The organism is Afipia clevelandensis ATCC 49720 (genome assembly GCF_000336555.1).
GTDB classification, from domain to species: Bacteria; Pseudomonadota; Alphaproteobacteria; order Rhizobiales; family Xanthobacteraceae; genus Afipia; species Afipia clevelandensis.
On the sequence record NZ_KB375281.1, the window covers coordinates 3,182,974 to 3,197,783 of the forward strand.

General features: G+C 62.5%; 15 protein-coding genes and 1 tRNA gene. 3 read left to right on the top strand and 13 right to left on the bottom strand.

What is annotated here, in order from left to right:
• Position 1 precedes the first annotated feature (1 nt).
• From HMPREF9696_RS15225 to HMPREF9696_RS15245, 5 genes are all read right to left on the bottom strand, one after another.
• Complete coding sequence (locus HMPREF9696_RS15225; RefSeq protein ID WP_002713925.1) at positions 2-1,240, bottom strand: aminotransferase class I/II-fold pyridoxal phosphate-dependent enzyme; 1,239 nt, start codon at positions 1,238-1,240, stop codon at positions 2-4.
• 309 nt (positions 1,241-1,549) lie between these two features.
• Positions 1,550-2,992 carry an ammonium transporter gene (locus HMPREF9696_RS15230; protein ID WP_002713926.1) on the bottom strand — a complete coding sequence of 481 codons (1,443 nt, stop codon included), beginning with the start codon at positions 2,990-2,992 and terminating at the stop codon, positions 1,550-1,552.
• 37 nt (positions 2,993-3,029) lie between these two features.
• Positions 3,030-3,368 (bottom strand): P-II family nitrogen regulator, encoded by a 339-nt coding sequence (locus HMPREF9696_RS15235; RefSeq protein ID WP_002713927.1) that lies wholly within the window; start codon positions 3,366-3,368, stop codon positions 3,030-3,032.
• A 330-nt stretch (positions 3,369-3,698) separates the two neighbouring features.
• Entirely contained in the window at positions 3,699-4,943 is a 1,245-nt protein-coding gene (locus tag HMPREF9696_RS15240) for an ammonium transporter (RefSeq protein WP_002713928.1), read from the bottom strand.
• A 145-nt stretch (positions 4,944-5,088) separates the two neighbouring features.
• Positions 5,089-5,427: a P-II family nitrogen regulator gene (locus HMPREF9696_RS15245; protein ID WP_002713929.1), complete on the bottom strand. Its 339-nt coding sequence runs from the start codon at positions 5,425-5,427 to the stop codon at positions 5,089-5,091.
• 254 nt (positions 5,428-5,681) lie between these two features.
• Between HMPREF9696_RS15245 and HMPREF9696_RS15250 the strand changes: the two genes are divergently transcribed.
• On the top strand, positions 5,682-6,611 hold the full coding sequence (locus HMPREF9696_RS15250; RefSeq protein WP_002713930.1) for a DUF4339 domain-containing protein: 930 nt from the start codon (positions 5,682-5,684) through the stop codon (positions 6,609-6,611).
• 14 nt (positions 6,612-6,625) lie between these two features.
• Here HMPREF9696_RS15250 and tesB read toward each other — a convergent pair whose 3' ends face one another.
• Positions 6,626-7,510: an acyl-CoA thioesterase II gene (gene tesB, locus HMPREF9696_RS15255; protein ID WP_002713931.1), complete on the bottom strand. Its 885-nt coding sequence runs from the start codon at positions 7,508-7,510 to the stop codon at positions 6,626-6,628.
• Between the two features lie 177 nt (positions 7,511-7,687).
• Between tesB and HMPREF9696_RS15260 the strand changes: the two genes are divergently transcribed.
• A complete protein-coding gene (locus HMPREF9696_RS15260) occupies positions 7,688-8,908 on the top strand; it encodes a ubiquinone biosynthesis hydroxylase (protein WP_002713932.1) in 1,221 nt (406 codons plus the stop codon).
• 84 nt (positions 8,909-8,992) lie between these two features.
• On the opposite strand, the gene HMPREF9696_RS15265 is transcribed toward HMPREF9696_RS15260, so the two are convergent.
• The 4 genes from HMPREF9696_RS15265 to trxA form a co-directional block, all read right to left on the bottom strand.
• Positions 8,993-9,397 carry a nuclear transport factor 2 family protein gene (locus HMPREF9696_RS15265; RefSeq protein WP_002713933.1) on the bottom strand — a complete coding sequence of 135 codons (405 nt, stop codon included), beginning with the start codon at positions 9,395-9,397 and terminating at the stop codon, positions 8,993-8,995.
• A 71-nt stretch (positions 9,398-9,468) separates the two neighbouring features.
• Positions 9,469-9,666: a Trm112 family protein gene (locus tag HMPREF9696_RS15270; RefSeq protein WP_002713934.1), complete on the bottom strand. Its 198-nt coding sequence runs from the start codon at positions 9,664-9,666 to the stop codon at positions 9,469-9,471.
• A gap of 64 nt (positions 9,667-9,730) precedes the next feature.
• Positions 9,731-10,405, bottom strand: coding sequence for an LON peptidase substrate-binding domain-containing protein (locus HMPREF9696_RS15275; protein WP_002713935.1), 675 nt, complete (start codon positions 10,403-10,405; stop codon positions 9,731-9,733).
• A gap of 33 nt (positions 10,406-10,438) precedes the next feature.
• Positions 10,439-11,359 carry a thioredoxin gene (trxA, locus tag HMPREF9696_RS15280; protein ID WP_002713936.1) on the bottom strand — a complete coding sequence of 307 codons (921 nt, stop codon included), beginning with the start codon at positions 11,357-11,359 and terminating at the stop codon, positions 10,439-10,441.
• 367 nt (positions 11,360-11,726) lie between these two features.
• Here trxA and HMPREF9696_RS15285 point away from each other — a divergent pair.
• Positions 11,727-11,801 (top strand) — tRNA-Gly (locus HMPREF9696_RS15285).
• Positions 11,802-12,010: 209 nt separating this feature from the next.
• On the opposite strand, the gene yghU is transcribed toward HMPREF9696_RS15285, so the two are convergent.
• The 3 genes from yghU to HMPREF9696_RS15300 form a co-directional block, all read right to left on the bottom strand.
• A complete protein-coding gene (yghU, locus tag HMPREF9696_RS15290) occupies positions 12,011-12,889 on the bottom strand; it encodes a glutathione-dependent disulfide-bond oxidoreductase (protein WP_002713937.1) in 879 nt (292 codons plus the stop codon).
• Between the two features lie 62 nt (positions 12,890-12,951).
• Positions 12,952-13,881, bottom strand: coding sequence for a 2-dehydropantoate 2-reductase (gene panE / locus HMPREF9696_RS15295; RefSeq protein ID WP_002713938.1), 930 nt, complete (start codon positions 13,879-13,881; stop codon positions 12,952-12,954).
• A 152-nt stretch (positions 13,882-14,033) separates the two neighbouring features.
• The gene (locus HMPREF9696_RS15300) at positions 14,034-14,771 is read right to left on the bottom strand and encodes an SDR family oxidoreductase (protein WP_002713939.1); all 738 of its coding nucleotides are present in this window, start codon (positions 14,769-14,771) and stop codon (positions 14,034-14,036) included.
• Positions 14,772-14,810 lie beyond the last annotated feature (39 nt).

Genomic DNA, 14,810 nt, shown 5'->3' on the forward strand with positions numbered 1-14,810 from the left:
ACTAACCTTGCGGCTCGCTCAAAACCTCGACCATGCGATGCAGGGCCTCGGCGGTGGTTTCACTGTCTTGCACCATGGCGACGCGGATATAGCCGGTGCCGGGATTGGTGTTGTCGGATTGCGGACGGGCCAGATAGCTACCGGGGATGACACGCACGCCGCCGTCCTTGAAAAGTTTGACGGTGGCCGCTTCATCGCCGCCATGGGCGGAGACATCGAGCCAGATGCAGAAGCCGCCTGCGGGGCGCTTGTAACCGAAGCGGTTGCCGAGAATCTGGTCGGCGAGATCGAACTTGATCCGGTACAGCTTGCGGTTTTCCTCGACATGCGCTTCGTCGCCGTAGGCGGCGACGGCGACATGCTGCAGCGGCACCGGCACTTGAGGCGCTGCGACATTGCGCAGCTCATGGAAGCGCGCGAGAAACCTTGCATCGCCTGCGGCGAAGCCGACGCGCATGCCCGGCAGGTTCGAGCGCTTCGAGAGCGACTGGAAGGCGACGACGTTGGCGAAGTCATGGCCCGCGGAGGCGAGCATGCTGCCCGGCGCGTCGTGGGTGTAGATTTCCGAATAGCATTCGTCGCTGAGCACGATGAAGCCGTAGCGGTCGGCGAGCTGCTTCACGCGATCAAAGTAGGCGCGCGAGGCGACGGCGCCCTGCGGGTTCGCGGGCGAGGCGAGATAGAACGCGACGGTGCGCTCAAGCGTCTCGGTGCTTAGGGAATCGAGATCGGGCAGGAAGCCGTTGGCGCGAACGGTCGGCAGGAACACCGCTTCGCATCCGGCGGCGCGGGCGCCTGCGGCGTAGGCCGGATAGAACGGGTTGGGCATCAGGATTGCAGGCGTGCCCTTGCGTGGCGCGACATAGCGGGCGGCGGCGATGGCCGCGAAAAACAGGCCCTCGCGGCTGCCATTGAGCACCAGGACTTCGGTTTCCGGATCGACGGCGCGGGGCAGTCCGAACCGCTTCGTGGTCCAGCTTGCCGCCGCCTGCCGGAACGGCTCAATCCCCTTGGCGATCGGGTATCGCCCAAAGTCTTTGATATGTTTCGCTAAAACCGGCCCGACAAAATCGGGCACCGGATGCTGCGGCTCGCCCAGCGACATGTTGATCAGGGGTCTGCCGGGCTTGTAGGGGCTGAGGAGGTCGGCCAGCCGGGCGAAGGGCGAGCGCTCGCTGGCCGATGCGCCACCTTGGGCGCCGGCAGCGTCGGCCGGGCGGGAAGAAGCGGTTATGGCCATTCGGAAAACGCCAGCACTTTCGGTCCGTTGGTCCCCTCGGGACGGTCCCGGGGAGCGCGCGGATTTGATCACATCACCATAGGTGGGGCGAGGTTAAGACGCGATTAACCATCGTCCGTCGGGCGCATTTTCGCCGTCTTGGAACCGGGCTGGCGGATATGCCGAACCCAAAGAAAAGGGCTCCAGCTTGCGCTGGAGCCCTCCGACGGACGGGGCATTGCCGGGTTTGTGCCCCAACCGTTGTCCTTGTTTCAGAGCATGACCTTTTCGGAAAACCGGTTCCCACTTTTCCGGGTCATGCTGGCTCGCTTACATGTTGTAGGCACGCTCGGTGTGGTCGGTGATGTCGAGGCCTTCGCGCTCGGCATCGACCGGAACCCGCAGGCCCACGATCACGTCGACGATCTTGTAGATGATCGCCGAACCGATGCCCGAGAACAGCAGCGTGGTGCCCACGCCCCAGCTCTGCGAGATCATCTGCGTGACCATGTCGTAATCGCCGACTTTGCCGGTGACGTAATCGAGGACACCGGTGCCGCCGAGGGCAGGGTTGACCAGGATGCCGGTGCCGAGAGCGCCGACGATGCCGCCGATGCAGTGGACGCCGAACACGTCGAGGGAGTCGTCATAGCCGAGCGCGTTCTTCACAACCGTACAGAAGAACAGGCAGACCACGCCGACGACAAGGCCGAGAATGATCGCGCCCATCGGGCCCGAAAATCCGCAGGCCGGAGTGACGGCGACAAGACCGGCGACCGCACCCGACAACGCGCCGAGAACTGACGGATGGCCCTTGATCATCCACTCCGCGAACATCCAGGACAGGGCCGCGGCAGCGGTTGCCAGGAAGGAGTTGGTCATTGCGAGCGCAGCACCGCCCGAGGCTTCGAGGTTCGATCCTGCATTGAAGCCGAACCAGCCCACCCAGAGCAGCGAGGCGCCGATCATGGTCATGGTCAGCGAGTGCGGGGCCATCAGCTCCTTGCCGTAGCCGGTGCGCTTGCCGATCAGCAGAGCGCCGACGAGACCTGCGATACCGGCGTTGATGTGCACCACCGTGCCGCCCGCGAAGTCGAGAGCGCCCTTCTTGAAGAGGAAGCCGGCATCCGCCATCACTTCGTCCAGTTTCGCCTGCGCTGCAGTCTTGGCTGCACCGTCAGCCGCGGCAGCGACTGCCTTGGCGGCATCGGTGATCGCGTCCGGTCCGGCCCAGTACCAAACCATGTGGGCCATCGGGAAGTAGATCAGCGTCACCCAGAGCGGGATGAACAGCGCGATCGCCGAGAACTTCATGCGTTCGGCAAAGGCGCCGACGATGAGGGCCGGTGTGATCGCCGCGAACGTCATCTGGAAGCAGAAGTAGATCATTTCCGAGATGTTGGCGTCGACCGAGAACGTTGCCGCCATCGAGTCAGTCGTGATGCCGGACATGAAGGCTTTGGAGAAGCCGCCGATGAAATCCGAACCGCCGGTGAATGCGAGGCTGTAGCCGTAGAGAGCCCAAATCACGCAGACGATGCAGACGGTGTAGAAGACCTGCATCAAAACCGACAGCATGTTCTTGGAGCGGACAAGGCCGCCGTAGAACAGTGCGAGGCCCGGGATGGTCATCAACAGCACGAGAACCGTTGCTGTCATCATCCAGGCATTATCGCCCTTGTTGACCGTTGGCGCGGCGTAGGCCGCTGTCGTAGCGAAGAGGCCGACGGCGAGAGTTGCCAATCCCGCGCTGGTGGGACGCTTGAACGTCATTTGTATGTACTCCTGATAAGATGAGGTTTGCGCGAAATCAGAGCGCCGCGTCATCGGCTTCGCCCGTACGGATGCGCACCGCATGGTCGAGGTTGATGACGAAGATCTTGCCGTCGCCGATCTGGCCGGTCTTTGCCGCGCCGGTGATCGCTTCGATGGTCTTGTCGACTTGGGACGAGGCGACAGCCACCTCGATCTTGATCTTGGGAAGGAAGCTCACGGCGTATTCAGCGCCGCGGTAGATTTCCGTGTGGCCCTTCTGGCGGCCATATCCCTTGACTTCCGTCACCGTGAGGCCGTGAACGCCGATGGCGGTCAGGGCATCGCGGACTTCTTCCAGCTTGAATGGCTTGATGATGGCCATAACAATTTTCATGGGTTCTTCCCCGCTTGGGCCCGGCCGTACTGACCGGGCGATCTCGACTGAGGGTCACCGCGCGAAGACAGATCACTCCACGGGCACAGCCGGGTCCCATAGAATCAAATGCCGTGCCAACACCGCCAAAATCGCTAACAGTTTATGAATCCGGAGGTTTTCGGCCCGGAGGGGGGTGCGCAGGAAACAGGCTGCGGGGTGCCGCCTAAAACAGCGACAGAAATGCCAAAAACATAGGCAGGACAGACTGCGGACACATTCATGCCCAGCGGAGGGGCAAAAGGTATCTCCGCCCGGCTGTGGGCGGAGGAATCCGGTCGGATTGGCGGCCTACTGCAGCGCTTCGCCGTGCTGGGTAATGTCGAGACCCTCGACCTCATGCTCGTGCGACACCCGCAGACCCGACAGCATGTCGACCGCCTTGAGCAGGATAAAGGTCATGCCGCCGGTCCAGACGAACACAACCGCCACGCCATAAATCTGCGTCAAAAGCAGTTTCGGGTTGCCCTCAAGCAGTCCCGAAGTTCCGCCAATGGCAGCCGTGGCGAAAATTCCGGTCATCAGGGTGCCGAGCAACCCGCCGATGCCGTGAATGCCGAACACGTCGAGGGTGTCGTCATAGCTGAAACGATGCTTGAGGCTGGTGCAGGCCCAATAGCAAACCGCGCCGGCGATGATGCCGATCACGATGCCATGCCATGGCTCGACGAAACCGGAGGCGGGCGTGATGGTGCCAAGACCAGCCACCGCGCCGGAGATCATGCCGAGCACCGATGGCTTGCGGCGCGTGGCCCATTCGATCGCGGTCCAGGTCAGCGCGCCGGCGCAGGCGGCAAGATGGGTCGAGAAGATCGCCATCACCGCGCGCGAATTCGCCTGCAATGCCGAGCCGCCGTTGAAGCCGAACCAGCCGACCCATAACAGGCCGGTGCCGATCACCGCGAGCGAGAGATCGTAAGGCGAGAGATTCTCGGTGCCATAGCCGCGGCGGCGGCCCATCACCAGCGCTGCGACAAGTCCGGCCGTGCCTGCACTGAGATGCACCACAAGACCGCCGGCGAAATCGAGCACGCCGGCCTGTGCAAGGAAGCCGCCGCCCCACACCCAGTGTGCGAGCGGGATGTAGACGAAGGTGAACCAGCCGATCGAGAACAGCACATAGGATGAAAACCGCATGCGGTCTGCGACCGATCCGGCGACCAGCGCAACGGTGATGACAGCGAACGTCATCTGGTAGAGCGTGAACAGCGCTTCGGGAATGGTCTTTGCGGCGCTGTTGACGCCGTCCATCGTCATGCCCGACAGCAGGATGCGGTCCAGCGAACCGAGCCAGGCGCCGTCACCGGCGAACACGAGGCTGTAACCGTACATCACCCAGAGAATGGAAATCAGTGCCACCGCGATCAGGCTTTGCGCCATTGTCGCCAGCACGTTCTTCTTGCGCACCATGCCGGCATAAAACAGCGCAAGGCCTGGAATGGTCATCATCAGAACCAGCGCGGTGGACGTGATCATCCACGCCGTATCCGCCGCGTCGATCTTGGTGTCCTGTGCAAGAGCCGGCGTCGCCAGCATGAAAGAAAGACTCGCGGCAGAAACCACAGTCGCACAGCGTGCGACCGCAGGCAGCAATCTCAACATGGCAATCCCCCCGGCCAGGAAGACCTTGCGGCATCGTGCACGTGCCGCTGCAGTCGCTTGGTATATGTTTCTCAGAAAATCAAAGTGCGTCGTTGTCGGTTTCGCCGGTGCGAATGCGCACGGCATTTTCAATCGGTGTAACGAAAACCTTGCCGTCGCCGATCTGACCGGTGCGCGCGCTGGCGGTGATCACCTCGACAGCCTGGTCGGCCAGATCGCTGCCCACGGCGATCTCGATCCGCAGCTTGGGCAGGAAATTCACGATGTACTCGGCGCCCCGGTAAATTTCGGTATGGCCCTTCTGGCGGCCGAAGCCCTTCACCTCGGTGACAGTCATGCCGTGAACGCCGATCGCGGTCAGGGCCAGACGGACCTCTTCGAGCTTGAAGGGTTTGATGACGGCGGTGATCAGCTTCATGGTCGCTCTTCGTCCTTGATGTCTGCGCGGCAGCGCCATGCGTCTTTACGCGCGCGCGCGGAAATCCGCTACCTTTTTGGGCAAGACGACAGAAAAATATGCAGGCAGAGCCGAAAACCGTTGCGGCGCTGCGCGGTCCGTTTGTAGCATCAGCTCTCTTGGGGCTGAGACCGATCGCGATCCGCTGATGCGCCGTGGAGCAGGAGCTTTGCGGCCGGTCCGGTGCTCCATCTTCCGAGGGAAAAGGACCAGTCATGTCGGGCCGATCTTGGTTTGTTGCCGCCGGAGATAAGCAGGAAGGTCCTTATTCCGAGGAAGAATTCCGCGACCTGATCGCGCGCGGGCATGTTCGGGCCGACACCTATGTGTGGGCCGACGGTATGCAGGACTGGAAATATGCCGGCGACATTCCGGGTCTTCTGTCGCCCGGCCGCATGCCGCCGGTTCTTCCGCGCGCGGCCGTTCCTGGACCGGCAACGGCGGCTTACGGCTATGCCGACAGCGGCGCGGCGGGTGCGCTGGATTCCGATTTTCCGTTCCTGGAGTTTGTCTGGCGAAGCCTTGTTTTCTGCGTCGGCTCGCTTTTCGTCATTCCGCTGCCATGGCTGCTGGTCTGGTATCTGAAGTGGCTGGTGCCATGCGTGCGGGTGCCGGGCCGTCCGAACCTCAGTTTCGAGGGAACGGCGATGGCGGTCGTGCCGTGGTATTTCGGCGCGGTCGTTCTTGCGATCGCCGTTGCGATGCTCGGAAGCGAGCTGCTCAACAACCTGATGATCATCGTTCAGGTCGCGCTCTATTGGCTTTTCATCAAGTGGGCGGTTGCCAACCTCGCGTCCAACGGACAGCCGCTCGGACTGAGCTTTTCCGGAACGGTCTGGGCCTATCTCGGCTGGAATCTGCTGGTGGTTGTTTCCATCCTCACCATCATCGGCTGGGCCTGGGTCTATTCGGCATGGACGCGGTGGATGTGCAAGAACATCCAGGGCACGCGCCGCTCCGTGATTTTCAATGGCACCGGGCTGGAAATTCTCTGGCGCGGATTAGTCACGATCATCGGCTGCGTGCTGGTGATTCCGATTCCGTGGGTCGTGCGCTGGTACATGCAGTGGTTCATCTCGCAACTCGCGGTGGTGCCGCGCGATGCATCATCCGAGCGCATGATCGAGGCGCCGCGCGCGCCATAGCGCGCGGGCCCATCCTAGCCTGCCGGCTTTTGCTTGCGCTCGCGCAACGAGCCTTCCTGCGCGACGGACGCAACCAGCGTGCCGTCCTGCTTGAAGATCATGCCGCGCGTGAGACCGCGCCCGCCCTGCGCGCTCGGCGAATCCTGAGCATAGAGCAGCCATTCGTCGGCACGGAACGGGCGATGAAACCACATCGCATGATCGAGGCTCGCCGGCATCATGCGCTGATCGAACAGGGTGCGGCCATAGCGCGCCATCGCGGCATCCAGCAGCGAGAAGTCCGAAGCGTAGGCCAGCGCGCACATGTGCAGCGCCGGATCGTCCGGCAGTTTCGCGACGGTGCGAATCCAGACGTGGATACGGCCGTCGTCGATTTTCTGGCCGAAGTAGCGGCCAAGCTCCACCGGGCGCAATTCGATAGGCCGGTCGGATTCGTAATAGCGGCGAATGAAGTCCGGCATTTCCTTGAACATCGGCTGCTTGGATACTTCTTCCGCAGTCAGTTTCTCCGGCGGGGGGACGTCGGGCATCCGGTCCTGATGATTGAAGGACTCTTCCTCGACGGCATGGAACGACACCATGATCGAAAAGATCGCGTTGCCGTGCTGGATGGCGGTGACGCGCCGCGTCGAATAGCTCTTGCCGTCGCGCAGCCGCTCGACTTCGTAGATGATCGGAATCTGCGGGTCGCCCGGCAGAATGAAATAGCAGTGCAGCGAATGCGGCAGCCGCTTCTCGACATTCTCGACGGTCCGGCAGGCCGCGACCATCGCCTGACCGATCACCTGGCCGCCGAACACGCGCTGCCAGCGCGTTTTCGGACTGACGCCGCGGAACATGTTGACCTCTAACTGCTCGATATCGAGGATCGACAACAGATCAATCAGGCTTTTCGACATTCACAATGTTCCGATCTTCGGTATGGCGGGGCGCGCGACGATTTCCGGTCAGCCGCAAACCCTGATAAACAGCGCAGGCCTCTCTTCGGGCCTATTCTCGGGGCATATTTCCCCCATGGCCGGGCCCGAGGCAAGGGCGGCGGCCAAACGAATTGCACGTATGAAAGTCCGGATGTCATGTCGTCACAACGCAGCATCGTGATCGCAGGCGGCGCTTTTGCCGGTCTGGTACTGGCTCTGGCCTTACGTCAGGGACTTGGGCCTGAGATTCCGATTGTCGTGGCCGATCCGGCCTTCGCCATGAGGCCGAGCCGCGATCCGCGCGCCTCCGCGATCGTTGCCGCCTGCCGCCGCCTGTTCGAGGTGATCGGTGTCTGGGATCAAGTCGCCGAGACGGCGCAGCCGATCCTCGACATGGTGGTGACCGACTCGCGTCTCGAAGATGCGACCCGCCCGATCTTCCTGACTTTCGGCGGCGAGGTTGAGCCGGGCGAACCGTTTGCGCACATGGTCGAGAACCGGCACCTGATCAACGCACTGGCGACGCGCGCCGAAGCCGAAGGCATCGAACTGAATGCGGTCGCGGTCTCGTCCTATGATGTGTACGGCGAAGGCACGCGGGTCAGCCTGAGCGATGGCCGCGTCATCGACGCGAGCCTGCTTGTGGCCGCGGACGGCGCGAAATCGAAGCTGCGCGAACGCGCAGGCATCGCCACCCATGGCTGGGATTACGATCAGTCCGGCATCGTGGTGACCGTCGGGCATGAGCGCGATCATCAGGGGCGCGCGGAAGAACATTTTCTCCCCGCAGGTCCGTTTGCCATTCTGCCGCTGAAGGGCAACCGCTCGTCGCTGGTCTGGACCGAAAGCCGCGGCGAGGCCGCGCGGATCATCGAACTGCCCGAGGCAGAGTTTCAGACTGAACTGGAAACTCGTTTCGGACTTCATCTCGGCGATGTGAAAGCGCTCGACAGGCCGCGCGCCTTTCCGCTCGGCTACTTTGTTGCGCGCTCGTTTATTGCGGATCGCCTCGCACTGGTTGGCGACGCCGCGCATGTGATTCACCCCATCGCTGGACAGGGTCTCAACATGGGCCTGAAGGATGCGGCGGCGCTTGCGGAAGTGGTCGTGGATGCGGCGCGGCTCGGGATTGATCCGGGACAGGCCGATGTGCTGGAGCGCTATCAGCGCTGGCGGCGTTTTGACACCGTGGCGATGGGCGTCGCCACCAACTCGCTGAACATGCTGTTCTCGAACAAGTCGACGCTGCTGCGCACGGTGCGCGACATCGGCCTCGGCCTTGTCGATCGCGTACCACCGTTGAAAAGCGCGTTCATCCGGCAGGCGGCGGGTCTCTCCGGTGAGGTGCCGCGGCTGTTGCGCGGCGAGGCGCTCTAGCGCCGTCATTGCGAGGAGCGGAAGCGACGACGCAATCCAGCTTTCTCAGGAGTAGATTGCTTCGCTTCGCTCGCAATGACGAAGTTATCCGGCCGCTGCTGCTGCTTTCGCCAGTTGCTCGCCCATCAGGCGATGCAGCAGGTTCATCGCTTTCAGCGGGCGGACCATCACCTTGAAATGCGTGATCTGGCTTCCGTCTTCGCTGAAGGTGATGATGTCGACGCCGTTGATCTTGATGCCTTCGACCTCGTTCTCGAATTCCAGCACGGCGCCGTTCTCGTTGCGCCATTCGCCGAGATACTTGAAGCCGGGACCGCCAAGCACCGTCCCGGCGCTCGCCAGATATTTGAACGTGATGTCGCGTCCGCGCTGGGGCGTATGGACGACCGGACTTTCAAACACGGCATCGGGATGCAGCAGGTCCCACAATACTTTCTCATCGGGAGACTTGATGAATTGGTGCCAGCGTTCGAGAGCGTGATGTTGCATCGGGCATCTCCGGGAGAGTGATGATCGGCAAGGCGTTGCGCCGGGGGATGCGACGCCGATTGAGTCTGCGCTCAATCGAGCCGGCGGGCTTCTTCCGGCAGCATGATCGGAATGCCGTCGCGGATCGGATAGGCCAGCTTGGCGGAGCGCGAAATCAGTTCCTGCCGTGCGCTGTCAAACTCCAGCGGCCCCTTGGTCTGCGGGCACACCAGGATTTCCAGCAGCTTCGGATCGACACTGCTTTCGGGGCGGTCACTGGCGGTGGTCATCGGGGTTCTCCGGCAATCAACTGAGGGGACACTAGCATGGCGCTGCGCAAATCGAAGGGGTGACTTATTGCAGCGGCGGATCGCCTGAAGTCTGCTTCTTGGCGAGATCCATCTCGGTCACGGCGATCAGGATTTCGGCGCGGGTCTTGAGATCCGGCGCTTCGAGCAACGCCTGTTTTTCGGCAGGCCCGTAAGGCGACATCATCGCCAGCGCATTGACCAGCGCTTCGTTCGGCGCGCTTTCGATGCCGTCCCAGTCCACCTTGAGCTGGTTGGCCTCGAGAAACTGCGTCAGCGCTTCGAGCAAAGCCTTGCGGTCGACGAAGTCCTCACCCTTGCGGGCGGTGAAATCGTCGATGAAGGGGCTGAAGTCCACGCTGCACTGGCGATAGGGTGTCAGCACGGTTTTTTCTTCCAGCACCTTGAAGCGTGCGACTCCGGTAAGTTCGAGGATGTAACGGCCGTCGCCGGATTCGGCGAGCTGGGTGATGCGGCCGACGCAGCCGACCTTGAACAGGATCGGCCGTTCGCTGCTTTGGGAGTGGCTGACGTCGGGCTGGATCATTCCGATCAGGCGGTGGCCGTCGCGGAAGGCGTCGTCCACCATCTGCAGATAGCGCGGCTCAAAGATATTGAGGGGCATCTGCCCGCGCGGCAGCAGCAGCGCGCCCGGCAGCGGAAACACCGGGATGACCTTCGGCAGATCGGCGGGCCCACGATATTCAGCGTTGATTGGCATCCGCGTCCCTCAACTCAGGTGCAACACGCTCCGTCAGGAGAACAGGACCGTCGACAGATGCTTGCGGCTGTCAACCGTCGCGTCATCTTCCGGACCCCACGCCTCGAAGAACTGCACCAGCTTCTTGCGCGCGCCGTCGTCGTCCCACTTGCGGTCACGCTTGACGATCTCCAGCAGGTGATTGGCAGCCTCGCCGCGTTTGCCCGCGGCATTGAGCGCGACCGCAAGATCGAAACGCGCCTGATGATCCAGCGGATTTGCGGCGACTTTCTGCTCAAGCTCATTGACCGGGCCAAGATCCTTGGCCTGCTCGGCAAGGTCGATCATGGTCTGTACGGCGGAAATCGCGGCATCGCCGCGTTTCGACTCCGGCACCATGGCCAGCGTCTGCTTGGCCTGGTCGAGCGCTCCTGCCGTGACATAGCAACGGGCAAGTCCGGCCAGCGCGGTGAGGTTGGTGGCATCGACCGACAGGACCTCGGCATAGATCGAGGCGGCGGTGGCGGGGTCGCCCGCCGCCATGGCCGCTTCAGCCTCGTTCAGAATTTCAGAGATGTCGCCTTCCGGGGAGGGCATGCCTTTGGTCAGCTTGTCGATGAAGCCCGTGACCTGGCTTTCGGGCACGGCGCCCATGAAGCCATCGGCCGGCTGGCCGTTGACGAAGGCGATCACGGCAGGAATCGACTGGATGCCCATCTGGCCCGGGATCGCCGGATGTTCGTCGATGTTCATCTTGACCAGCTTGACCTTGCCCTTGGCGGCGCGGACGGCCTTCTCGATCACCGGCGTCAACTGCTTGCAGGGGCCGCACCAGGGCGCCCAGAAGTCGATCAGCACCGGCTGGCGCTTCGACTCCTCAATGACGTCCTTCACGAAGGTCTGGGTCGTGGTGTCCTTGATCAGGTCCGGCGGCAATCCTGCCCCGGCTCCGGTGCCTTGGTCGACTATGGTCACGTGATCCTCGCCTGACGCATGTTCTGGATAGAGTTGAGCTGCTTCTAGCACGGTCCGGCGCTTTTCCGGCAGCCTCATCCGCCGCACGGGAAATAGCCGATATGCAAGAAGGCGCGATTTTCGCGTGGCCCCGGCAGCGACCGAGGGCCGAAAACGGCGCAAAGCCACAGATGGAGGTCCTTTGGCCCGTTTTCAATCGGTCCGGCAGCGGCTCGGCGGCGGGTAGGCCGATGAAAACATTGATTTGGCCGGAAAATCACCGGAACCGGTGGGCAGAATTAATGAGATGTGCCCTGTTGCATTGCATGGCGGCATTTGGCATAGGATGGCCCGGCGGTGCGCTTCGCGCCCGCCCATTCTCTGTGATGCGGGTGTAGCTCAGGGGTAGAGCACGACCTTGCCAAGGTCGGGGTCGAGGGTTCGAATCCCTTCGCCCGCTCCAGAAATTCTCGAATGAGAATCTTGGCCGATAGTAACGCAGGATCGTTGCCGTCGAATGACAAGCCGCCGCAAGGCGGCTTTGTCGTTTCTGCCCGTTCTCGCGATGCATTGACGGATCACAACAGGGACTGAGGCAGCCGGTCGCGGATTGGCGAGCAAGCGTGATTTCCGGAGTCTGCGGGATTCCGGTTCGCGTTTCTTGCACTCGGCTTATGAGGCCGTCGCCGACAGCTTGTCCTGTGTCTTCGTCTCGAAGTCGGATGCGTCGTGGCGTTCATGAAGCTGATGGGCGGGATCGCCCTGTACGCGGTTGACCATGCGCCCGCGCTTCACGGCAGGGCGCGCGGCAATCGCATCCGTCCAACGCAGAACGTTCTTGTAGTCCTGCACCGAGAGGAATTCGCCTGCGCCGTAGAGCAGGCCTTTCACCAAGCCGCCATACCAGGGGAAGGTCGCGATGTCGGCAATGGTGTAGTCGCTACCTGCCAGATACTCGCTCTCCGCCAGCCGGCGGTCGAGCACGTCAAGCTGACGTTTCACCTCCATGGCGAAGCGGTCGATGGCGTATTCGATTTTCGTTGGCGCGTAGGCGTAAAAATGGCCGAGGCCGCCGCCGAGATATGGCGCGCTGCCCATCTGCCAGAACAGCCATGACAGGCATTCGGCGCGTGGCGCAGCCTCGCGCGGCAGAAAGGCTCCGAACTTTTCCGCAAGATGAACGAGGATCGCGCCGGATTCGAACACGCGGATCGGTTTGTCACCTGAACGATCCATCAGTGCGGGAATCTTGGAGTTCGGGTTGATCCCGACAAAGCCGCTGCCGAACTGATCGCCGTCGCCAATACGGATCAACCAGGCGTCGTATTCCGCGCCCTTGTGGCCCAGCGCCAGCAGCTCCTCCAGCATGATCGTTACTTTCTGGCCGTTTGGCGTCGCCAGCGAGTAAAGCTGCATCGGATGCTTGCCGACCGGGAGGTCCTTGTCATGGGTCGGACCGGCGATCGGGCGGTTGATGTTAGCGAAACGCCCGCCGTTGGCCTTGTTCCAGGTCCAGACCTTGGGCGGGGTGTAGTCGTGTGAATCGGTCATGTCGAAAGCCCTGTTCCGGCACTGGATTAGGCCGGGACGGCACTCTCCGCAAGCGCGAGCGATCAGGGCCGCTGCGATTCGTAAGCCTTCAGATGCGTATAGACGATCCGCAGCAGCGTTACGTTCAGCGCGCCCTTTTTGTTGGTCTCGGCGCGATGGATCAGGTCGCCGATGATCTGGTCCGCCTCGATCCGGGCATTGCTGCGGATGTCGCGCAGCATCGACGCGGTCATTTGGGAGCCGGGCGCGAACAGCAGGCCATCGGTACGATTGATGAATTCCGCCCGCGGCGCATGGCCCGCCGCTTCGGCCACCGACGCGATCTCGGCGCGCAGTCCGCGGATGAATTGCTCACCACCCGGTGCGCCGGTGATGACTCCGGCCGCCGCACGCATCAGCGAGGTCGCCCCTGCGAGCGTCGCGAGGAAGACCCACTTCTCATACATTTCCTGCATGATGGCATCGCTGGCGCGGGCTTCAAACATTGCGCCCTGCAATGCCGCTTCGATTCGTTTGGCACGATCGCCCTTCGGCGTGCCGCGCTCGCCGAACGACATCGACTGCATCGGCGCGAGATGATGGATCACGCCGTCGGCGTCGAGCATCGAAGCGATCTGACATTGTCCGCCCATCACGCGGTCGATGCCGAACTTCGCGTCCAGCACATCGAGATGTTTCATGCCGTTGAGGAAGGGAATGATCGCGGTGTCGGGACCGACCGCGGCGGCGAATGACGAAACCGCATCGTCGAGGTCGTAGGCCTTGCAGCTCAGGATGATGACATCGAACGGCGTGGTGATCTTGTCCGCGACGATGGTCGGCGGATTCTTGAGCGTGACATCGCCGGCGGGGCTCTTGATGACAAGGCCGTTCTTCGCCAGCAGCTCGGCGCGCTTCGGGCGCACCAGAAACGTCACGTCGCGGCCTGCCTGCAGCAGCCTGCCGCCGAAATATCCGCCGGTTGCACCGGCGCCGATCACGAGAATCCGCATGCCAAATCCACTTCTTGCTGAGTGTTAGACGCGATCCGGAGACTGTGCATCAGGACCGGATCGGCCTCCTTGATGAGCGCGCGATCCTTGCTCAAATCGCAACGCCTGCGCAAGCAGGGCTCGCGCAGGCGTGATGCTCGGCAGCTATGCGCTTACCATTTCTCGCCGAAGGGGCGGATTTCCAGCTCGAACGTCCACGCACTGCGCGACTGTTGATAGAGCAGCCAGTAGGATTCCGCGACGGACGACGGCGGCATCAGGAGATCGGGATTGTCCAGCGCGCCCGGACCGTTGGCTTCGATGCGGCGCTGACGCACCCATTCGGTATCGACGCCGGAGTCGATGATCAGATGCGCAACATGGATGTTCTTCGGTCCGAGCTCGCGGGCCGTCGCCTGCGCCACCGCGCGCAGGCCGAACTTGGCGCTGGCGAAGGCCGCGTAGCCCGGGCCGCCGCGCAGACTGGCAGTGGCGCCGGTGAAGAAAATATTGCCCTTTCCACGCGGCAGCATCACCCGTGCCGCTTCGCGTCCGGCCAGGAAACCGGAGTAGCACGCCATCTCCCAGACCTTGCGAAAGACGCGCTCGGTGGTGTCGAGGATCGGGAAATTGACATTGGCGCCGATGTTGAAGATGCAGACTTCGAGCGGTGCATGCTTGTCGGCATCGGTGATGAAGGAGACGATTTCATCTTCCTTGCGGGCATCGAGCGAGCGCGCGTGAATCTCGCCGCCTGCAGCCTCGATCTCCTTCACCAGCGGCGCGAGCTTCTCGCCGTTGCGGCGGCCTGCAAACACCGTAAATCCCTCGGAAGCGAATTTCTTGGCGATCTCGCCGCCGATGTAGTCGCCGGCGCCGATAACGGCCACAGTTGCGTTTCGTTTGGCCAAGACAGCCTCCCTGTTCAGATGGTGATGCGCGGCGGAGAT